Source organism: Roseateles aquae, assembly GCF_032337115.1.
In the GTDB taxonomy this organism is placed as follows: domain Bacteria; phylum Pseudomonadota; class Gammaproteobacteria; order Burkholderiales; family Burkholderiaceae_C; genus Roseateles_C; species Roseateles_C aquae.
The window spans coordinates 63,176-82,918 of the sequence record NZ_JAVXZY010000001.1; the positions used below are offsets into that span (position 1 = coordinate 63,176).

The window sequence follows — 19,743 nt, forward strand, 5'->3', positions numbered from 1 at the left end:
CTCAGTCTGCCGACAGCAGATGCAGCCGATCGCGATAGGCCATGTAGTAAAGCGTGGGAATGACGACCAGGGTCAGCAGCGTTGATACGGCGATGCCGAAGATCAGCGAGATCGCCAGGCCATTGAAGATCGGGTCGTCAATGATGAAGAAGGCGCCCATCATCGCGGCCAGGCCGGTCAGCATGATGGGCTGGGCCCGGGTGACGGCGGCGCTGACGATGGCGCGCTCGAAGGCCATGCCTTCACGCAGCTGCAGATTGATGAAGTCAACCAGCAGGATGGAGTTGCGCACGATGATGCCGGCCAGCGCGATCATGCCAATCATGCTGGTGGCCGTGTACTGCGCCCCCAGCAAGGCATGGCCAGGCATCACGCCGATGATGGTCAGCGGGATGGGCGCCATGATGATCAGCGGCGTCAGGTAGGAGCCGAACTGCGCCACCACCAGCAGGTAGATCAGCACCAGGCCGACGGCATAGGCCGCGCCCATATCGCGGAAGGTCTCGTAGGTGATTTGCCACTCGCCGTCCCACTTGAGCGTGTAGCCGCGGTAGGCGTCCCGGGGCTGGCTGATGAAGGTTTCGCCCAGCGCGGCGCCGTCCGGAGCGCGCAGTTTGGCGATGTCGCCGCGCATGGCAAACATGCCGTAGAGCGGGCTGTCGATGGCGCCGGCCATATCGGCCACCACCATGCTCAGTGGCAGCAAGTCCTTGTGATAAGCCGGTTGCTCGCGCAGCGTGTCGCTGATGTGGAGCAATTCGCGGATGGGCACCAGCTTGCCACTGGCCGCACGCACTGAGAGCGACAGCAGGGCATCGAGGTCGCCCTGGGCTTCGGCCGGCAGCTGCAGCAGCGTGGCCGCCGGGTATTTGCTCTGATCATGCAGCCAGCTGACCGCTTCACCGGCTTGTGCGGCACGCAACGTGCTGACGATGGCCGCCTGCGACACGCCGAGCAGCGCCGCCTTGCGGCGATCGACCAGCAGCAGCTTGCGCGGTGCGGCGCCAATGCTGCTGTCGTCGACATCGACCACGCCCGGCTGCGTCTCGAACACGGCCCGCACCGCCTTGGCAAGTTGCCGGCGTCCTTCGGCCTCGGGACCATAGATCTCGGCCACGATGGGCGCCAGCACCGGTGGACCTGGCGGTACTTCGACGATCTTGACCTTGGCGCCATGGCGCTGGCCAATCGCCTGCAGGGCCGGCCGCAGCCGCATCGCGATGGCATGGCTCTTCGCGTGGCGCTGCTGCTTGTCGACCAGATTGACCTGCAGATCGCCTTGCTCGCTGCCGGCGCGCAGATAGTACTGCCGCACCAGGCCGTTGAAGTTGATCGGCGCGGCCGTGCCGGCATAGGCTTGATAGTTGCTGACCTCGGGCACCCGGGCCAGATAGGCACCCAGCTCGTGCAGCACCGCCGCGGTTTGCTCCAGCGCTGTGCCGGCGGGCATGTCGACAATGACCTGGAACTCCGACTTGTTGTCAAAGGGCAGCATCTTCAGCAGCACCAGGCCGGCCGCTGGCAGCAGCAGCGAGATCGCGATCAGCCCGGCGATGGCCAGGCCCAGCAGGCCGCGGTTGCGGCTGCCTCGCCCTGCATCAAGCAGGGGTTTGAACACGCGCTCGAACAGCGGCGCGAGCTTGGTGGATAGGCCGTGCGCTTCGGCTGCGTCACCTACCGTGCTGGCCGGCAGGGCCTTCATCCACAGCCGCGCCAGCCAAGGCGTGACGACGAAGGCGATGGCCAGCGACAAGAGCATGCCCATGCTGGCATTGATGGGGATGGGGCTCATATAGGGCCCCATCAGGCCGGAGACGAAGGCCATCGGCAGCAGCGCGGCGATGACGGTCAATGTGGCCAGGATGGTCGGACCGCCGACTTCGTCTACCGCGCCGGGGATCAGCTCGCGCAGGCTGCGGCCCGGGAAGAGCTGCTGGTGACGGTGGATGTTCTCGACGACGACGATGGCGTCGTCGACCAGGATGCCGATCGAGAAGATCAGTGCGAACAGCGAGACGCGGTTCAGCGTGAAGCCCCAGGCCCAGGAGGCGAAGAGCGTGACCGTCAGCGTCAGCATCACGGCGGTGCCGACGATGGCCGCTTCGCGCCGGCCCAGTGCGATGAAGACCAGGGCGACCACCGAGGCCGTTGCGAACAAAAGCTTCTGGATCAGCTTGCTGGCCTTGTCATTGGCGCTGGCGCCGTAGTTGCGAGTCACGGCCACCGACACCTCGGCGGGGATTACCGTGTTGCGCAGGTCGTCGACGCGCTGCATCACCGCGTCGGCCACATCGATGGCGTTCTCGCCGGCCTTCTTGGTGATGGCGATGGTGACGGCGGGGTATTCGGCTGCGGACTTGTCGCCGTGCCAGACGTAGCGGCTGGGCGTCAGTGGCCCGTCCTCGACGGTGGCGACTTCGCGCAGGTAGACGGGCTTGCCCGCCTGCACGCCGACGATCAGCTCGGCCACATCAGCGGCGTCGCCAAGAAAGGCGCCGGCCTCCAGGGCAATCGCCTGGTTGTTGCGCAGCAGATCGCCCAGCGGCAGACCTTGATTGGCCGACTGCAGCGCCTGGCGCAGATCGGCGATGGTCAGCCCGCTGCTGTTGAGCCGGGCCGGGTCGATCTGCACGCGGATGGCTCGGCCCGGGCCGCCCATGCTGGTGAGCTCGCGGGTGCCGGGCACGCGCTTGAGCTCGATCTCCATCGCATGCGCCACCTGTTCCAGCGCAAACGCCCCGGTCTCTGGCTGCTTGGAGAACAGCGTCAAGGTGACGATGGGCACGTCGTCAATGCCCTTGGGCTTGATGATGGGCGGCATCACGCCGAGGCCGCTGGGCAGCCAGTCGGCGTTGTCGGCCACGGTGTCGTGCAGGCGTACCAGCGCCTCGGTGCGTGGCACGCCGACCTTGAACTGCACCGTCAACACCGCCAGACCCGGCCGAGACACCGACATCACATGCTCGATGCCGGCCATCTGCGCCAGCACCTGCTCGGCCGGTGTGGCCACCATCTGCTCGACGTCACGAACGCTGGCACCCGGAAAGGGAATCAGCACATTGGCCATGGTCACATTGATCTGTGGCTCTTCTTCACGCGGGGTGACCAGCACCGCGAAGATGCCCAGCAGCAAGGCGAGCAGGGCCAGCAGCGGCGTGATCTGGGCCGATTGAAAGAAGGCGGCAATGCGGCCCGAGGGGCCCAGCGGCGCGGGAATGTGTTCGCTGTTCATGGCTGGCTTCCTGAACGCAGCAGCGCGGCCGCCTGTGGGTCCAGGGCGATGCGCTCGCCCGCACTCAGGCCGCTCAGCACCTCGATTTGATCGCCTTGCCGGGCGCCCAGGCGCAGCTGCCGCAGCAGTGGTTTGCCTTCGGCGTTGATCACGTAGACGGCGCTCAGTTCGGCACGCTTTTGCACTGCCGTGACGGGGATGCTCAGCGTCGCCACCGTGGCAGCGCCGGCCGGCAGCAGCACTCGGGCGAACTGCCCCGGGGCGAGCCCTGGCAGGGCAGGAAGGTCCAGACGCAACTCCAAGGTGTGCGACTGCGCATCAATGGTCGGCAGCAGCTGAATCCGGCTCGCCGGCACGGCCTTGGGCTGGCCGGCAATCTCGATGCTGATCGGCGTCTTGTCGCTGAGCCCCTTGGCCAGGCTTTGCGGCAGACGCGCCGTGACACGCAGGGCGCTGGGGTCGTAGAGGCTGAGCAATGCGCGGCCAGGCATGGCCATATCGCCCAGGGCCACGGGCAGCTCGGCGATGACGGCGTCATAGGGGCTGCGGACGGTATTGAAGCCGCTCTGGGTGCGTGCCAGCGCCAACTGCGCGAGCTGCGCATTCACCTGAGCCTGGGTGGCCTTGAATTGCGCCTCGGCCTGGTCCAGCGCAGCCTGGCTGATGAAGTGCTGCTTGAACAGCAATTGCTGGCGCTCGTACTCGCGGCTGGCCAGATGCAGGGAGGCGCGTGCCGCCTCGGCCTGGGCCGCGCTGGCGTTGGCGCTTTGCTCCGCCGCACGGGCGTCGATGCGCATCAGCAGCTGGCCGGCGCGAACACGGTCGCCGGCCTTGACCGGCAACTCGACGATGGCACCGGCCACCTGCGCCGACACCACCGTGTGGCGAAGCGCTTCGACCGCGCCTTCCAGCATCGTTGCCTGCGCGGGCCCAGCCTGGCCCACGAGCTGGCTGCGCAGCTGCGCGGTCTTGGCGTCTGCGGCCGCCGCCGATCCGGTGAGCAGTGCCCAACTCAGGCCGAGTGCCAGCAGCGTGAATGGACGCTGCTGCCTGCGGGGTGCAAGGCGGGTCGGGGGCGGTGCTGGAGATGCGCTGGTTTGAGCCATGATGTGGGGCAGCGTGTGGCTGGACATCGTTGATTCGATATCTTATTATTTAACCAACTACGCAAATAGTCAAATAGTTGAATTGCGATATGTCACGCCCATATGTCACGCAAAAGGCAGCCATGAAGACCAAGAAAAGCACAGCCAGCGAGGTGGCGGCCATGGAGCATTTGCCCGAGCCGGCACTGCAGCAGGTGGCTGAGTACTTCCAGGCCCTGGCCGAGCCGACGCGGTTGCAGATCCTCAATCTGCTGCGCGCGCAGGAACGCAAGGTTGGCGAAATCGCCGAGCTTTGTGGCTACACGGCTGCCAATGTCTCGCGCCACCTGAGCATGCTGCAGCAGCGCGGTTTCGTGGTTCGTGAGAGCCGCGGCACCAGTGCCTACTACCGCATCGCCGACCCGGCGGTCTACGAGCTCTGCGATCTGGTCTGCGGCCATATCGCGCGGCAGTCCGCCAGCCTGATGCGTGAACGGGCGGTGTTTTTGCCGGGCGCCTCGGACTGAATTCAGCCGCTGGCGAATCCGCTGTGCCGCTGGGCGCGGTACTAATGCCTTGGTGCGATGGCGCACAGACCTGGCGCTCACCTTAGCCCAGGCTCGGCCTGAGCGTTGTGACCGACAGGTGCACAGCGCAAGGCCCGGGCACCACAACTCCTCCAGCACGCGCCATGATGGCGCTGCCCCCGGGCCTTCCTGCTTTGCGTCCGATGACGCCCATGACAGCAAAGGAATCGCCCATGAACACCAACAAGCCCGGCAAGCCCGGCAACAACTTCGGCAGCAGCCCTCCGAACAAGGCAGGCGGCCATGCGCCCGCACACATCGGCAAGGAGCCTCCGCCCAAGGACGCACCAGCCAAGCTGAATCCCCAGGCTGAAGTCAAGACTGACAAGAACGCGCCGCAGGGCAGCGGCCACAACAAGGGCTGAACTTCGCGCCGCTGGCGCCGTTCAAGGCCAGATCGTCCAGATCAGGTCGTATCCCCGCCTCAGTCTTCGGGCCGCCTGCTTGGCAAAGCCGGCGGCCCGTTTCCTGAAGCCTGTACCGGTTCGCGTTACGAGGCGACTCTTGGCAAACGCTTCGGCAGCATGGGCCAACAAGGAGTTCTATGAACACGAGCAACGATTCAAGCCGCGGGGCCATAGCGGGCCTGCTGCTGAGCCTGGCACTGTTGAGTGCTTGTTCCAATATGTCGCGGCGCGACCGTGATGTGGCGGTGGGAGCCGGTGTCGGCGCGCTTGGCGGTGCGGTGCTGACCGGTGGTAGCACCGTCGGCACCGTAGGCGGTGCTGCGGTCGGCGCGGTGATCGCCAACGAAGCCGACAAGGACAAGCGCAAGCGCCGGGAGAAGGACGAGTGAGCCCGCTCTCTCGCCTTGGCCGCTGGAAGGCGTTCGCTGGGTTCGTGCCGCTCGCGCTGGTGGGGCTGTTGCCCCTGGCCGTGCTGGCACTCGATCAGGCGGCCGCGCCAGCGGGCTCCAGTGTTGCAGACCTCGCCATGCGTCAACGCCAGGTGCGTGATGAGCAGACGAGCCGCTGCTTGCAAGGGCAGAGCGGTCAGGCTCGCAGCAGTTGTCTGCGCGAGGTCGAGGCCGCCTACGCCGAAGCCCGACAGGGGCGCCTTGGCAATGGCCCCATCCTGGAGAGTCCGGCCGCACTGGCCGCCAATGCCGAGGCTCGCTGTGCCCGTCAGTTGCCGGACGACCGCGCCGACTGCCTGAGCCTGAGCCGAGGCGCGGGCCAGCGCAGTGGCAGCGTCGCCAGCGGTTTTGTCATCAAGGAGATGCGCCGCACGCTGCCGCCTGTACAGGCTGCCAGTGCCGGCCTGCCCAGCAAAGGCCGGGACGGCGATCGCTGAGGCATGGCACCTGGCCCAGTGCCTCGCGCGACTCGCGCGCCTGCGGCCAGACTGTGCCCGGCCCGAGCAGCAAGTTTCGGGCTGCCTCGCTCGCCTCTGGCCTGCCAACAACGCCAGGCTTGATCTTCGTTTTCTGCAGAAGCTTATTCGCCCCGGTAACTACCAGCTTTGGTAGGTGGCCAATTTGCCGCACCCACGCACAATCAATTGCATTGTGAGGAGGAAAAGCAGCCGCTAGTGAGGCGTGCAAACGCGGCGTCCATCGCCGCGCGGCCGCCAAGGCCGCCATGCCAACGGTGAAGGAGACCGCCAGGCCATGACAAGCCACTGCAGGGTTTGTTGGCGCTAGATCGGTGATGCATAAAAACGAAGACGCTGCTGGCGCGCATTGGCGCCTCGGCGCTGGCGGGCCGTGCATTGGTGCGCCCGGGCTTGCTGTGTGTATTCGGCTGATGCCCTGCCGCAAAAGGTAGTGCGAACAGAACGCGATCCGCTGTTGGGTCGCGCGGAAATCCCTCGCCCTGGCGCTGCACTCGTGTCGAGTCGCCTGCCAGTCGCTGATTCGAAATCTAACGGAGTGTTCAATGAATGCTGAAGTCTGCGATGTTGCCGACCCTCTGAGCTATGAAGCCAATCTGGGTGCACTTCTGGGCCGCCACCCGGAACTGCAGATTGGCCGTGATGAGTACAACATCAACGTCACCGCCAACTTCGGCGAGCGACTGGAAGCTGCCGAACTGTTCGAGCGCTACAAGGCACACCCCGGCGCTGGCAAGCCGGCACACCTGTACTACCACTTCCCGCTGTGCGATTACATCTGCCACTTCTGCAATTACGTCAAGCAGCTGGCCTCGCCGACCTCGCGTGCCGAGCAACTGAACCGCTGGACCGATGCCTTGATCAAGGAGTCGTCGCTCTATGCCCGCGACGTGCCCTGGACGACCAAAGCCTTGATTCAGTCCTTCTATATCGGTGGCGGCACCGCGGCGATTCTGACCCCCGAGCACCTGAAGCGGATTCTTGATCATGTGCACGAGACCTTCTCGGTGACGCCCGACTGCGAGCTCAACGTCGAGGGCAATCCCGACAACTTCCACGAGTATGAGAAGGTGGCGGCGCTGACCAAGATCGGCTTCAACAGATTCAGTGTCGGCGTTCAATCCTTCACGCCCGAGGTCAACAGCTTCACGAATCGTGGCCACTCGCCGGAGATGTCGGTTCAGGCCATCATGAATCTGAAGGAAGTCGGCAAGCCCTTCAATGTGGACATGATGTTTGGCCTGCCGTACCAGACGCCGGACACCGTGTCGGATGACATCCGCACATTGGTGGAAATGCGCGTGCCGACCATCACCATCTATCGCCTGCGCAACGCTGACCGACAGTCGATGGGCATCGGCAATCGCGCGGCCTGGAACGTGCCCAAGATCCGCAATCGCATCATTGAGCAGGACCTCTTCCCCAGTCTCGAAACCACCTACGAGATGCGTGAGCGTGCGGTCGGCCATTTGCTCAAGGCCGGCTATGAGCCCAGCCCCTGTGGCTGGTGGAGCCTGCCGGGCACCTACCCCGAAGGGAATATCCCTCGCGTCTCGCGCAACAAGTGGCAGCGCTTTGACACCATGCTGGCCTTCGGACCTGGCGCCTATGGCTGGCTTGCGGGCGCGAATCAGAGTGCCTTGCAGACGCACAACAGCTCAGACATCAACGGCTATCTGCACCATATGGAGAGCTCGGATCAGCCGCCGCTGGCCTATGGCCGGCTGCTGACTGGCAACCAGGCCGCGGCCACTGCACTTGGCTTCGCCTACAAGTCGCGCCAGCCAATCGAGGTCGAGCGCTTCAAAAATGAGTACGGCGTTGATATCAGCCAGGACGAGCCCTACCGCAGCATCTTTGAAGAGCTGCAGAGCAAGGGCCTGATCAGAGCCACGCAGGGTGGCCGTGCCTATGTGCCTACGCTCAATGGCGAGGCGCTGCACGAGGAAATCATCTCGGTCTATCTGCACGACCGCATCGGTTCTTTCACGACGGCGGTGTGCAACAAGGTCGGGTGAGCGCCCAGGCCCAGGAGATGCCCCACCAACACCCTCCCGAGAGGCAGAGATGGCTACGGTCCCGAGCAGAATCCAACCTCACTCCAGCATCGCTGTGGCGCTGCGCATGCCCTTGGCGGGTCTTTGGATTGCCCTGCGCTTTGCTGTGGCGCCGCTACTCTGGCTGCGCTATCGCAGCGGCAGCCGGATGGACTGGGCCTACGCCGTCGACACCTTCTTCAAGCGCCAGTTCTTTCCGCTGACCGAGGCCAGCGATGAGCTCGTTCGCGATGACGTCAATGCGGCGCCACATGCGGTCTGCCGCCAGGTGGATGGGCCTGCTCCCGCTGGTGTCGGCGTGGGTTGGCCCGAGGTGGCGGGCAGGGCGCCCGATCTCAAGCGGTTCGCCGCGGGCCGTCCGCTTCTACTGATCCTGTTCCGTGGCACCTGGTGCCCGTACTCGCGCTTGCATCTGACCGATCTGGCCACCGTCGCTGCCGAGCTTGAGTCGCTGGGCGTGGCCGTGCTGGCGGTGAGCGCCCGCGAGCAGTCGCGCTGGTGGCATGCCCACGGCGTGAAACTGCCGTTTGCGGTTGATCCTGACGGCGATCTGTTTCGCAGCATGCGGGTGCGCATCGAGCCCGGCTTCGCCCAGCGCGCCTGGGGCTTGCTATTGCCTCATGAGAGCGTCTTTCTCTTCAATGAGCGTGGCGAGCTGCTGGTCGCTGATGTACGCCGCCTGAACAGCACCAAGACCCGCCAGACCTTTCTGTCGTCGGCGCAGTGGCTGCAGTTCGCGCGCGGCCTCGCTAAGTCCAAGGCGGCAATGCTGCAATGCCGTGCGGCCCCGGCCGCTGAAGCATGCTCATGAGCAGCCTTGCCGTCTATGCCATTGCACTGGGCACGGCAACGCTGCTCGCCTGGCGTCTGCTACGGCAGCGGGCCTGGCAGCGCAGCGGAGTTCAGAACGCGACGCTGATGGTCGGCGGCACGCTTCGACGCTTCGACTACTTTGTGCCGCAGCGACTTGCTCCGGGCGCAGCGATGCTGCTTGTGTTTCATGGCGGATCGGGCAGCCCTGCCCAAATTCGTCGTTTCACCGACCGCGGCTTTGAGGCCATCGCCCAGCAGGACGGCGCCATCGTTGTCTATCCGGCAGGCGTGGGCGGCAACTGGAACAGCTGCCAGAAGGGGCGCAAAAACGTCGCGACGCAGCGCAATGTGGACGAACTGGGTTTTGTCCAGGCCATGGTGGACTGGTTTGCCGCCCAGCATCAGATTGACACGAAGCGCGTCTATGCCTTTGGCTATAGCAATGGTGGCCATCTATGCTTCCGGCTGGCGCAGGCACTGCCGGAGCGGCTTGCCGGCGTTGTCGCAGTAGCTGCCAATCGGCCGGCGGCGTCGGATTCCAAATGCCCGATGCTGCCCGTGAGCGTGCCGGTGTTGATCATCAATGGCACGGCTGACCCGATCAATCCCTTTGGCGGCGGCGAGTTGTCCCCGTATGGATTGCGCCGGCTCGGCCCGGTGCTTTCAGCACTCGAGACCGCGGCCTCATTCGCACCGGCCGGCTCATTGTTGCGCCGTTCCGGCAGGGCGCAAGCCAGGGCGGACTGGGTCGAACGCTATGCCTGGCAACTTGGCGGGCGAGACCAGGTCGTTCTTCTGCTGGTGCATGGTGGCGGGCACACGATTCCGCAGCCGCTGTGCAAGCAGCCCTGGGTGTTTGGCCGCACCAGCACCGCCATCGATGCCATGGCGGAGAGCTGGAAATTCTTCAAGGGTCTGCCGGCGCGGCGCGTTGCAGGTCACGTGAATGCAAGGCCTGCCAGTAACGGTGGGCGTGACGAAGCCGCAATGCCCACACGCCCAGCGGCGGTCGCCGCTGTTCAAGCCGGCGCACAGCCATGACGGAGTCAGTGATGTTGTCCAACACCGAGATCAAGCGCTACAGCCGGCATCTCATCATGCCGGAGATCGGGCGGGCCGGGCAGGAGAAGCTCAAGGCCGCCAGCGTGCTGTGCGTGGGTACCGGCGGGCTGGGTTCACCACTGGCACTGTACCTGGCTGCCGCCGGTGTCGGTCGCATCGGCCTGGTCGACGCGGATGTCGTTGACGTCAGCAATCTGCAGCGCCAGATCCTGCATCGAAGCGCCGATGTGGGCCGCGCCAAGGTGGAGTCGGCGAAAGAGAAGCTGCTGGCACTGAATCCCGAGATCGAGGTGCAAACACACGCCGAAATGCTCAATGCCGACAACGCGATGGCACTGTTGAGCGCCTACGACATCGTCGCCGATGGCAGCGACAACTTTGCGACCCGCTACCTGACCAATGACGCCTGCGTGCTGCTGGGCAAGCCCAATGTTCATGCCAGCGTCTTTCGCTTTGAAGGCCAGGCCTCGGTCTTCGATGCACGACACGGCCCCTGCTATCGCTGCCTCTATGCCACGCCGCCAAATCCAGGCGAGGTGCCGAATTGCGCGGAAGGCGGCGTGCTGGGCGTGTTGCCCGGTCTGCTGGGCGTGATCCAGGCCACCGAGGTGCTCAAGCTGATCACGGGGTTGGGCCGGCCGCTGATTGGGCGCATGATGACCGTCGATGCCTTGCAGATGCAGACACGCGAATTGCAGCTGGCCCGCGATCCCGACTGCCCGGTCTGCGGCAGCCGCGCCAGCATCAAGGACCTGAGCCAGCATCGCCAGCAGTCGCTTGCCTGTGAGCCGGCACCGGTGCCGGAAATTGCAGCGATGGAGCTCAAGCAGCTGCTGGACAGCGCCGCCCGCCCGCTGATGCTGCTGGACGTTCGTGATCCAGCCGAGTGGGACATCTGCCGCATCGATGGCGCCAAGCACATCCCGCTGAATCTGCTGCCTGATCGCCTCGATGAGGTCGACCCCAGCGCAGACATCATCGTCTATTGCCTGCTTGGCGGGCGCAGCCGCAAGGCCGCCGCGCAGCTGCAGCAAGCGGGCTTCAAGAACGTCAAGAGCCTGAGCGGCGGCATACGCGCCTGGGCCGATGCCGTCGATCTCGCCATTCCCATCTATTGAGCCGCGCGGCGCATGACATCCTGACCCGCAGCGAGGACAACTCTTGAGCACACGCATGGAATCCAGCGCGAATCAAGCCCTGCATGGCGCGGCGCCCCTGGCAGCGCCCGATGGCCGCAGCAGCTTTCGCGCCAGCTATCTGGCCCTGATGGTCGTCATCGCGCTGGGCACCCTGGATCAAAGCATTGTCGCCACTGCCTTGCCGCGCATCATGGCCGAGTTCGGCGGCATCGCGACGAGCTCCTGGGTGGTCACGGCCTACGTGCTGGCGTCGACCGCGGCCATGCCGCTGTACGGCAAGCTGGGCGACCAGTACGGACGCAAGGCAATGATCTGCGTGGCCGTGATCACCTTCATCATCGGCTCGCTGCTGTGCGGCATGTCTACCGGCCTGATTGAGTTGGTGATGGCTCGGGTGCTGCAGGGCCTGGGCGCCGGTGGCTTCATGCCTTTGGCACAGGCCATCATCGCCGACCTGATCCCGGCCAAGCAGCGCGGTCGCAAGCAAGGCGCCATCGCTGCGGTCTATGCGCTGACCAGTGTGGCCGGCCCTATCGTCGGCGGCGGCATTACCGAAGCGCTGTCTTGGCACTGGATCTTCTATGTCAATCTGCCCGTCGGTGGGGCAGCACTGTTCGTTTTGCTGACCCGCTTGCACAGCGTGCGGCCGATTGGCCAGCAGAAGATCGACTACCTGGGCGCGATGATGCTGACGGCAACAGTCAGCGCCATCCTGCTGCTGCTGTCCATGGGCGGCAGCAGCCTGCCCTGGGACTCGGCCGAGTGCCTGGCCCTGGCTGGCACTGGACTCGTGCTGCTGGGCCTGCTGGGAGCTCATCTGCGGCGTACCGCGATGCCTATCCTGCCACTGAGCCTGTTCGACAACCGGCTTTTCAATATCGCCAGCGTCGTCATGGGCCTGACCTTCATGGGCCTGTTCGGCGCCACCATCTTCCTGCCCATGTACTCGCAAGTCGTGGTCGGAGACGATCCGACTCGCTCCGGACTCTTGATGGTGCCCTTGATGCTCGGCGCGGTGATCGGCTCACTGCTCAGCGGCCGCATCCTGACGCGCAGCGAGCGCTACAAGCCAACGCAGAAGCTTGGCCTGGCCATGGCTTGCGTCGCCTTTGCCTTGCTGGCCTGGGCGGTGATGCAAGCGCAGCGCGAGGCCGTGATCACGCCCATTGTGCTGACCCTGGGCATCGGTCTGGGTCTGGTCATGCCCAACATGACGGTCGCCGTGCAGAACGCCTTGCCCTTTGAGCTTCGCGGTGTGGGGACAGCGATGCTGACCTTCTTCCGTTCACTCGGTGGCCTGATCGGCGTGGCCGCCTCCGGTGCCTTTGTGGCCAGCCAGGTCGATACCCTGCAGGCGCAGGGCACGCTGGTCGCGCAAGCCTATCGCAGCGCCATTGCCGGCACCTTTGCCGTTGGCGCCGCCGTGCTGGCCCTGGCCTTTCTGGTCCTGCTCTTGCTGCCGGAGTTGCCCCTGCAGGACCCGGGGCATGAGCAGGCCGGCGACGTCAAACGGCCGGCTGGGGAGGGTGCATGAGCTTGAGCCAAGCGCGCACGCGCGGCGCGGCGCGGGACGACAGCCAGCAGTTGAATACCAAGCCATCACCGGCATGGCCGGCGCCCTTTGCGGCGCGGCGATGCCCTCACCAACGGGCGCGCGCCCACACCAGCAAGGAAACAGCCCCATGACCGCCGCCAGCGCGAGATTCGATGCCATTGCCGACAACTACGCCAAGAGCGAAGTGCATGAGACCAGCCCCTCGCTGAGCATGTTGCGCAAGCTGGGCGAAGGCCGTGACGACCTGGACGTCTGTGACGTCGCCTGTGGCGCCGGGCATTCCGCTTTCGCGTTGCTGGGCCACGCCAAAGCCATGTACGGCGTCGATCCTTCGCCGAATATGTTGAAGAACTTCGTCGCACTGGGGCAAGCGCGCAATGCGCCGGTACATCCGGTCGAGGCCTTCGCGGAAGCCATCCCGCTGCCCGACCAAAGCATGGACCTGGTGGTGTGCCGGCTGGCCGCCCATCATTTCACCGATATCGGTCGCGCACTGGCCGAATTCCGCCGCATCGTACGCAAAGGCGGTAGCGTGGTGATCATCGATCTGCACGGCGATGACGATGCCGACTGCGATGGCTTGAATCATCAGCTCGAGGTCCTGCACGATCCGACCCATATTCGCAGCTACACCGTCTCCCGCTGGCGCGAGCTGTTGGAAGCGGCCGGGCTGCAGATCGTCGAGCTGCAGCGCGATCTGACCGAACGGCCGGGCGGGGTGCCGCTGCAGCGCTGGTGCGAGATTGCCAGTTCCGGTGATGCGGCGCATGCCGCGATGGTGGCTTTGCTAGTCAATACACCGGCCCCGATGCTGGAATCGATCGGCATCGGCCGGCGTGATGGCGGCTACACCGTGCCGGTACGCACCTGCTTCATTCACGCGCAAGCCAGCTGAGCAGGGCGGCTCTGCGATGCCGACGATACATATCCTGCATCCCTATGACGGCGAGCAGGTGGCGACCATCTTGCAAACCGTTTGCGCCAATGTCAGCGCGGTGGCCGGACTGCCGATCGACAAGGTCTGGGCCTTCTGGCACCCGGTTAACCTGGCCATGGCGCGGCGCCCGGATTGGCATGCGGGCCAGCAGTGCGGCCCCATGGTGCGCATGTTCTGCCGCCGCAGCCATCCGCAGGACAAGGTGCACCTCATCATGGAGCGCTTGCGAGAAACCCTGGCCACAGCGCTGGAGTGCGGCGTCTCATCGGTTTTTATTCAAGTGATACGCGTCAACGACGAAGAGGTTTTCAATGTCAGCTAAACAGATTTCCATGAGCCCCATCGGCTATGTCTCGTCGCCACGGGTGGACCTGACGGACGACAACTGGGGCAGCGTCGAGGCCACCATCACCATCGATGCGCCCGAGCTTTCGGCGGAATCCCTGAAGGGACTGGAAACCTTCAGCCATATCGAGGTGATCTATCACCTGCATCGTGTGCCGCCGGAAGAGATCGAGCGCGGCGCGCGCCATCCGCGTGGCCGCAGTGACTGGCCGCTGGTCGGCATCCTGGCCCAGCGCGCCAAGGCGCGGCCCAACCTGATCGGCCTCACGCGTTGCCGCGTACTTCAGGTGGAAGGCCGCACCCTGCGTGTGCGCGGTCTTGATGCCATCAATGGCACGCCGGTGCTCGACATCAAGCCCTATCTGGCCGAGTTTGGCCCGATTGGTGAGGTGGTGCAGCCGGCCTGGAGCCATGAGGTGATGAAGGACTACTTCAAGTAAGCAGGCCGGGCGCTGCTTGCGAGGCGGCCGCCTCGTCAGCGTCCCGCCAGCGCCTTGCCTGGCCTCGTCAACAGCCCAAGCCTTCGCCTCTCTCATACAGCAGCGCTCATGCGTCCTCAGCCCGACAGAGTCATCGCCACCCGCCCGGTGCGGCCCGCTTTTGAGCGGGCCGAGAAGCGCCTGTGGTTCCGCGACGATCGTTTTGGCACGGCCTTCTTCAATGCCTATCTGCTGCTGCTGTGTGACGAGTTTGAGTTCGTTGCCATCGTGCGCCGCTATCTGGCTGACGTCAGCGATCCGGCCTTGAAGGCGCAATTGAAGGGCTGGCTGGGGCAGGAGGCGGCGCACGGGGTCCAGCATCGCAAGGCCTGCGTTCATCTGGACCGCGTCGGGTTGCGCTACCGCGGCTATCACAAGGTGCTCAGCTTTGTGGTGTTTCGCGTGCTGTTTGCGTTGATGAGCCGGCGACTGCGCATCGCCGTCATCGCGGCGCTGGAACACCTGAACACGATGCTGGGGGAAATGTGTTTGCGCAAGGTCGATTACTTCGGTGATTCCGATGCCGAGTTGAGCCTGTTGCTGAGGTGGCATTTCGCCGAGGAGATCGAGCATCGTGCGGTGATCCACGATGTCGCCGAAGCGCTTAGGGTGGGCTATGTCATGCGGGTGCTGGCAGGCGGTCTGGCCTATCTGCTTTACACCGGCATCCTGATGGCCACCACCGTTTGGCTGCTGCTGCAGAACTTCGATTGGTGTCGGCCGTCCACCTACTGGCGCCTGCTGCGCTTCGCCTTTGTTGATGAGCGCTTTGTGCAGTACTCGCTGGCCTATGCCCGCGACTACCTGGCACCCAGCTTCCACCCACTGGGGCGTGATTGCGACCGCTATGCGGCGCCGGTCTTTGCGCAGATTGCCTCGCCCCGGCATTGATGAGTGCGTGATGGACAGATCTGCGGCACGGTCCAGCCGCAATGAATTGATTGAATCTAGGAGTCGTAGCATGAATATCGTCCTGTCAGGTGTCTTGCAAAAGCATGCCCAGTACCAGCGTGAACACAGCCTGCCGGCGGAAACGGTCCGTGAGGCGATCGAAACACTGGTCGAGCGTTTCCCGGCGATTGGCTCGGTGCTGCTGGATTCGGGCGGCCAACTGCGCAAGGTGCACCGACTCTTCCTGAATGGTCAGCAGCTGAGCTCTGAGCAGGTGACGAGCCCCGTCACCGATGCGGACCGCCTGGAGATCCTCACCGCCATTGCCGGAGGCTGAAGCCCATGCTGTCCCCGTCCGAGGAAACCATGCTGGCGCCGCCGCTGGCGCTGCGTCGCGCTCGCGCCGTCAATGAGCCGGTGCTCCCCGAGTCGGACAGTCGCGAGGCGACTGCGCATTGGGTTGATGCGCAGGCGGGCAGCCTGCTCAGGCGGGTGTCCGAAGAGGCCGCACAACTGGACGCCAGCGGACAGCCGCTGCGCCGGGAGGTGCTGCTGGAGGCCGCCCGCTGTGGTCTGCTGGGCGCCTCCTTGCCGCGCAGCGTCGGTGGGCTGGGCATGTCGCTGCCATGTTGGGGGCGTGTGCTCGAACGTGTCGGCTACCTCTGTGACGATGCTTCGTTCACCCTCAATATCAGCCTGTTCCAGGCCGTCGCCAATATGTTGCTGGCCAGCGGCAATGAGCAGTTGATCGATCGCTATGTCAGGCCAGTCTGTACGGGTGAGCGTCTGCCGGCCTTTGCCTACACCGAAGATGGCGACGCCTTCACGCTGAAGTCCAGTTTCAGAGCTCATGGCGGCGACTATCTGGCCAGCGGCAGCAAGGTCATGGTGACCGCGGGCGCGATGGCCGACAGCTACATGACCTATCTGCGCAACGACGCGACCGGCGATATGGCCGTTGTGATGATTGATCGTGACTCGCGCGGTCTGCGGGTTGAGCCGATTGCGACCATGGGCCTGCGGGCCAGCGGCTTGGCCGCGCTGCACTTCGATGCGGTGCGCGTCCCGCGCGAGCAAGTGATCACGCTGGAGAATGGTCTGGAGCATGTGCAGGCCTTCCTGAACCCACGCCGGGCCATGCTGTGCTGCGCGCCAGTTGGCCGGATGCAGCGCATTGTTGACGAATGCGCCCGCATGCTGGCCGAAACCGAGCGCTATGGCGCCCCGCTGACCAGCATGCAATTGGTGCAGGCGAGGCTTGGCCGCATGCAAATGAAAACACTGAGTTCCCGTGCTTTGGTGGATGCAGCGTTGGGCGGGCTCGATGCACAGCCGGGCAGTGATCTGTTCGGGGAGGCCATCTCAACGGCCAAGCATCAGATCACCGAGCACGCAATCGCGGTTGCACTGGAATCGATCAGGCTCACCGGGGCACGCGGCTATGCCTGCAACCAGCACCTGGAGCGATACCTGCGCGATTTCTGCGGCATGTTGTCCGGCGCCGGCGCGCAGGATGTGTTGGAGGTCAACCTCGGCGCCATTGCGGCCGCCAGGGTTTTGTAGCTGACAGACGATGCCAAGAGATATCCATATCCAGGTCCTCAACGACACCAGCCTCTTCGATGCGCGCCAGCTGCTGCCGCGCAGCGTGCTTGGCTTTGCCATGAAGGGGTGGACACACTGGGCCAACGAGAATCTGCGGCCTTTCCCGACCTTGATTCGCGAGTACAACTTCGGCGTCGTCGTGGTGCGGCAAAGCGTCCGCTACGAGCATCACTTTGACTTCTTCAGTGCCAACGGATTCAAGGTGCGCGGTCAGGTCAGCCTGCATCAGAAGCGCCATTTGTTGTTTGGTGAGTTGGAGTTCTTCAATGGCGGGCAGCGATTCGCCAGTCTGAATTGCGCCATGCGACCTCTGGCCATCGAACGCGATGGCGACTTTGGTGCCTTGCCGGGCCGTGTCGAGGGTGCCGTGCTGGAAATGTTTCAGCCCGACGAGATTCGCAGCACACCGGCTGAGCGGCCCTTGCGCGCTTGGATGAGCCGCCTGGCGCAGCAGTTGCCCATGGCCACGGCCGTGCGCCCCCAGTTGCTCAGCCGACATGATTGCGAAGCGGCCGATCAGTGGTCCTATATCGAGGTTGGCGCGAACGCGGCCACGGCGCGCGAAGCGATGATTCTGGATGCGGCGCCGGCGCATCGCGATGCGCTGCAGCTCGGCCTCAGCCAGCCTGTCAAGGCCATCGAGATCGAGATCGACCGCCCCATGTTCCTGTTCGACAGCGCCGAGATCCACAGCGCGGCCTATCGAAACGAACAGGGACTGACCTTTGTCCACGTCTACAAGTCACGGATCGGTGGCGAACACCAGCATGCCACCGTGCTGGAGCACTTCGCCGCTTGAGTGTCACGGGCGGCGACCGAGTTGGCGCCGCGCCCCACGCCATGCCGACCAGGCCACTGTCTGTCACAAGCTGCCGGCCAGCTGAACCTCCTGCAAGGAGATCAGGCGCTGTTGGTCCAGCAAGCGCTCGGCCATCGCAATGATTTCCGCGTACTGCTGGTCCGTCACTTCGATGCCGGCTTCGGGCCAGCGTGACGCGATATAGCTGATGAGCACGGCATCGCTGATGCAGGCCTGTTGCCCCACCCGCGAGCGGGTGAAGAGCCAACCCAGCACGGCAACAGCGCCGCTGTGCAAGGCGATATAGCGCTCGGCGAGTTGCATCAGCTTGACCGAGTCATGGGCCAGCCTTTGCACTTGTGTGGCCTGTTCGCAGTCCATCAGCCAGGCCTGCCAACGCGCGCGCAGCGCATTGACGGCTGCCGCGCAGGGGCCGCTGACGCTGCCCAAGCGCAAGAAGGCGCTGGCGATGCTGTCCATGCCGCCGTTGGACAGCTTCAGCTCGGCCGCCTCAGGCCAGCCGCGGCAGGCCTGCTCGGGCATGAAGAGTGCGGCCAGTGGCGTCGGTGCGCCTGCTGGCTGCTGCTCAGCCGGCAGGCTGCGGCTGACTTGCGCCAGCTGCTCACCCAGTTGCCGAAGCTGCGCCGCGATCAGCGACAGATTCACCTGGGTGCTGCCATCGAAGAGGCTGACGACCTGGCCGTCTCTTTGCATTTTCTGGAACAGGCTCCATGGCAGCTCGCTGCGCAGGTAGTGCCGGGCGCCGAGCACCACACCGAGCTCGCGGCCCAGGGCCTCGGCCTCGGTTGGCACATGAAACTTGGCAATGGCGGAGAGCAGGCTGAGCTCCTGCGGCAGGGCGGCAATGGCCCGGCTGGCCAGCTGGGCCATCAAATCGGCAACCAGCAGACGGGCGGTGCAATGCGCCAGCCGTGCCCGCACCATCGGAATGGCCAGCACCGGTTTGCCGTAGAGCTGGCGTTGACGGGCAAAGCGAAGGGCCAGCCTGAACTGGGTATCGACGGCGCCGAGGGCAAAGCCGCTGCACAGAATGCGCGAGATCTGCAAGGTCTTGAGCACTGTGTAGATGGCCGGCTCCGTGCCGCGCAACAGCGCGTCAGCATCGGCGCGATAGCCCGATAGCGCGAAGCCGCTGATGTCAGCCCCGCGAATGCCCAGCGTCCGGATCTTGGGCAGAGCACGCCAGCCGGACTGTGGCTGGCCGCGCTTGCGCAGATGCCACAGCACGATCTCGGCGGCACGTCCCGGGCGCTGCAGCCGACCCAGGACCGTGGCGCTGCCGCCTTGGCCGGCGTTGTTGATCAACCATTTCTCGCCGTCGATCAGAAAACCGTCGGCGGTGGCGACGCCAGAGACCTCGTTGCTGAGAATGTCGCTGCCATGGGCCTTCTCGGTCAGGGCCAGGCAGCCCAGGGCGCCGGCACGCAGGTCTTCGATCAGGCGCTGTTTCTGCGCCGTCGTGCCTGCCAGCCACAGGGGCAGGCTGCCCAGCATGGTCTGGCCAAAGGCAATCGCGCTGCTCAGGTCGCGGCGCGACAACAGCCGCCCCAGCATCAACAGCTGCTCCGGCTCCTGCAGCTGCCCGCCATCACGGGCCGGGATCAGCATCTCAAAGGCGCCGAGTGCCTGCAAGGCGTCGATCGACGATTGCGGGAAACGTTCATGCTCGTCCAGCTCAAGCACGGTGTGCAGATTGAGCGCGGACTGCGGCAGGTTCGGGTCTCCGAGTTGGCGTTCCCAGTGCTCGGCGAGGGCCTTGCGATCCATCTCTGGTTCTTTCTTTGAAAAAGTGGTGGGGCCGACC

Annotated in this window: 19 protein-coding genes; 16 read left to right on the forward strand and 3 right to left on the reverse strand. The window is 64.8% G+C overall.

What is annotated here, in order from left to right; all coding sequences use genetic code 11:
• Position 1 precedes the first annotated feature (1 nt).
• Positions 2-3,232, reverse strand: a complete 3,231-nt coding sequence (locus tag RQP53_RS00290) for an efflux RND transporter permease subunit (protein ID WP_315647925.1) — start codon at positions 3,230-3,232, stop codon at positions 2-4.
• Complete coding sequence (locus RQP53_RS00295) at positions 3,229-4,338, reverse strand: efflux RND transporter periplasmic adaptor subunit (protein WP_315647926.1); 1,110 nt, start codon at positions 4,336-4,338, stop codon at positions 3,229-3,231. The genes RQP53_RS00290 and RQP53_RS00295 overlap by 4 nt, the downstream gene beginning before the upstream one ends.
• A 161-nt stretch (positions 4,339-4,499) precedes the next feature.
• Between RQP53_RS00295 and RQP53_RS00300 the strand changes: the two genes are divergently transcribed.
• The 16 genes from RQP53_RS00300 (at position 4,500) to RQP53_RS00375 (ending at position 17,918) form a co-directional block, all read left to right on the forward strand.
• Entirely contained in the window at positions 4,500-4,844 is a 345-nt protein-coding gene (locus RQP53_RS00300; RefSeq protein ID WP_315649169.1) for an ArsR/SmtB family transcription factor, read from the forward strand.
• A gap of 233 nt (positions 4,845-5,077) precedes the next feature.
• Complete coding sequence (locus RQP53_RS00305; protein WP_315647927.1) at positions 5,078-5,269, forward strand: hypothetical protein; 192 nt, start codon at positions 5,078-5,080, stop codon at positions 5,267-5,269.
• Between the two features lie 179 nt (positions 5,270-5,448).
• Positions 5,449-5,700 carry a YMGG-like glycine zipper-containing protein gene (locus RQP53_RS00310; RefSeq protein WP_315647929.1) on the forward strand — a complete coding sequence of 84 codons (252 nt, stop codon included), beginning with the start codon at positions 5,449-5,451 and terminating at the stop codon, positions 5,698-5,700.
• Positions 5,697-6,197 (forward strand): hypothetical protein, encoded by a 501-nt coding sequence (locus tag RQP53_RS00315; RefSeq protein WP_315647931.1) that lies wholly within the window; start codon positions 5,697-5,699, stop codon positions 6,195-6,197. Before RQP53_RS00310 ends, RQP53_RS00315 begins: the two co-directional genes overlap by 4 nt.
• A gap of 584 nt (positions 6,198-6,781) precedes the next feature.
• On the forward strand, positions 6,782-8,254 hold the full coding sequence (locus tag RQP53_RS00320; protein WP_315647932.1) for a coproporphyrinogen-III oxidase family protein: 1,473 nt from the start codon (positions 6,782-6,784) through the stop codon (positions 8,252-8,254).
• A gap of 49 nt (positions 8,255-8,303) precedes the next feature.
• Positions 8,304-9,104, forward strand: a complete 801-nt coding sequence (locus tag RQP53_RS00325; RefSeq protein WP_315647933.1) for a redoxin domain-containing protein — start codon at positions 8,304-8,306, stop codon at positions 9,102-9,104.
• Between the two features lie 107 nt (positions 9,105-9,211).
• Positions 9,212-10,147: a CE1 family esterase gene (locus tag RQP53_RS00330; RefSeq protein ID WP_315647934.1), complete on the forward strand. Its 936-nt coding sequence runs from the start codon at positions 9,212-9,214 to the stop codon at positions 10,145-10,147.
• Between the two features lie 11 nt (positions 10,148-10,158).
• On the forward strand, positions 10,159-11,286 hold the full coding sequence (moeB, locus tag RQP53_RS00335; protein WP_491572045.1) for a molybdopterin-synthase adenylyltransferase MoeB: 1,128 nt from the start codon (positions 10,159-10,161) through the stop codon (positions 11,284-11,286).
• A gap of 43 nt (positions 11,287-11,329) precedes the next feature.
• Complete coding sequence (locus RQP53_RS00340; RefSeq protein WP_315647935.1) at positions 11,330-12,841, forward strand: MDR family MFS transporter; 1,512 nt, start codon at positions 11,330-11,332, stop codon at positions 12,839-12,841.
• Positions 12,842-12,989: 148 nt separating this feature from the next.
• Positions 12,990-13,757 (forward strand): class I SAM-dependent methyltransferase, encoded by a 768-nt coding sequence (locus tag RQP53_RS00345; RefSeq protein WP_315647937.1) that lies wholly within the window; start codon positions 12,990-12,992, stop codon positions 13,755-13,757.
• A gap of 16 nt (positions 13,758-13,773) precedes the next feature.
• On the forward strand, positions 13,774-14,121 hold the full coding sequence (locus tag RQP53_RS00350) for a hypothetical protein (RefSeq protein WP_315647938.1): 348 nt from the start codon (positions 13,774-13,776) through the stop codon (positions 14,119-14,121).
• Between the two features lie 10 nt (positions 14,122-14,131).
• A complete protein-coding gene (locus RQP53_RS00355) occupies positions 14,132-14,584 on the forward strand; it encodes an SAM-dependent methyltransferase (RefSeq protein WP_315647939.1) in 453 nt (150 codons plus the stop codon).
• 108 nt (positions 14,585-14,692) lie between these two features.
• Positions 14,693-15,514 carry a metal-dependent hydrolase gene (locus tag RQP53_RS00360; RefSeq protein WP_315647940.1) on the forward strand — a complete coding sequence of 274 codons (822 nt, stop codon included), beginning with the start codon at positions 14,693-14,695 and terminating at the stop codon, positions 15,512-15,514.
• A gap of 70 nt (positions 15,515-15,584) precedes the next feature.
• Complete coding sequence (locus tag RQP53_RS00365; protein ID WP_315647941.1) at positions 15,585-15,851, forward strand: MoaD/ThiS family protein; 267 nt, start codon at positions 15,585-15,587, stop codon at positions 15,849-15,851.
• A gap of 5 nt (positions 15,852-15,856) precedes the next feature.
• Positions 15,857-17,077: an acyl-CoA dehydrogenase family protein gene (locus RQP53_RS00370; RefSeq protein ID WP_315647942.1), complete on the forward strand. Its 1,221-nt coding sequence runs from the start codon at positions 15,857-15,859 to the stop codon at positions 17,075-17,077.
• A gap of 10 nt (positions 17,078-17,087) precedes the next feature.
• On the forward strand, positions 17,088-17,918 hold the full coding sequence (locus RQP53_RS00375) for a hypothetical protein (protein WP_315647943.1): 831 nt from the start codon (positions 17,088-17,090) through the stop codon (positions 17,916-17,918).
• Positions 17,919-17,981: 63 nt separating this feature from the next.
• Here the strand turns inward: RQP53_RS00375 and RQP53_RS00380 are convergent, their stop codons facing one another.
• The gene (locus RQP53_RS00380) at positions 17,982-19,706 is read right to left on the reverse strand and encodes an acyl-CoA dehydrogenase family protein (RefSeq protein WP_315647944.1); all 1,725 of its coding nucleotides are present in this window, start codon (positions 19,704-19,706) and stop codon (positions 17,982-17,984) included.
• Between the last annotated feature and the right edge of the window lie 37 nt (positions 19,707-19,743).

Bases quoted from the DNA above. Each gene is read 5' to 3' on its own strand.
- RQP53_RS00290 (WP_315647925.1), bottom strand. From the start codon at position 3,232: ATGAACAGCGAACACATTCCCGCGCCGCTGGGCCCCTCGGGCCGCATT.
- RQP53_RS00295 (WP_315647926.1), bottom strand. From the start codon at position 4,338: ATGGCTCAAACCAGCGCATCTCCAGCACCGCCCCCGACCCGCCTTGCA.
- RQP53_RS00300 (WP_315649169.1), top strand. From the start codon at position 4,500: ATGGAGCATTTGCCCGAGCCGGCACTGCAGCAGGTGGCTGAGTACTTC.
- RQP53_RS00305 (WP_315647927.1), top strand. From the start codon at position 5,078: ATGAACACCAACAAGCCCGGCAAGCCCGGCAACAACTTCGGCAGCAGC.
- RQP53_RS00310 (WP_315647929.1), top strand. From the start codon at position 5,449: ATGAACACGAGCAACGATTCAAGCCGCGGGGCCATAGCGGGCCTGCTG.
- RQP53_RS00320 (WP_315647932.1), top strand. From the start codon at position 6,782: ATGAATGCTGAAGTCTGCGATGTTGCCGACCCTCTGAGCTATGAAGCC.
- RQP53_RS00325 (WP_315647933.1), top strand. From the start codon at position 8,304: ATGGCTACGGTCCCGAGCAGAATCCAACCTCACTCCAGCATCGCTGTG.
- RQP53_RS00330 (WP_315647934.1), top strand. From the start codon at position 9,212: ATGGTCGGCGGCACGCTTCGACGCTTCGACTACTTTGTGCCGCAGCGA.
- moeB (WP_491572045.1), top strand. From the start codon at position 10,159: ATGTTGTCCAACACCGAGATCAAGCGCTACAGCCGGCATCTCATCATG.
- RQP53_RS00345 (WP_315647937.1), top strand. From the start codon at position 12,990: ATGACCGCCGCCAGCGCGAGATTCGATGCCATTGCCGACAACTACGCC.
- RQP53_RS00350 (WP_315647938.1), top strand. From the start codon at position 13,774: ATGCCGACGATACATATCCTGCATCCCTATGACGGCGAGCAGGTGGCG.
- RQP53_RS00355 (WP_315647939.1), top strand. From the start codon at position 14,132: ATGAGCCCCATCGGCTATGTCTCGTCGCCACGGGTGGACCTGACGGAC.
- RQP53_RS00360 (WP_315647940.1), top strand. From the start codon at position 14,693: ATGCGTCCTCAGCCCGACAGAGTCATCGCCACCCGCCCGGTGCGGCCC.
- RQP53_RS00365 (WP_315647941.1), top strand. From the start codon at position 15,585: ATGAATATCGTCCTGTCAGGTGTCTTGCAAAAGCATGCCCAGTACCAG.
- RQP53_RS00370 (WP_315647942.1), top strand. From the start codon at position 15,857: ATGCTGTCCCCGTCCGAGGAAACCATGCTGGCGCCGCCGCTGGCGCTG.
- RQP53_RS00375 (WP_315647943.1), top strand. From the start codon at position 17,088: ATGCCAAGAGATATCCATATCCAGGTCCTCAACGACACCAGCCTCTTC.
- RQP53_RS00380 (WP_315647944.1), bottom strand. From the start codon at position 19,706: ATGGATCGCAAGGCCCTCGCCGAGCACTGGGAACGCCAACTCGGAGAC.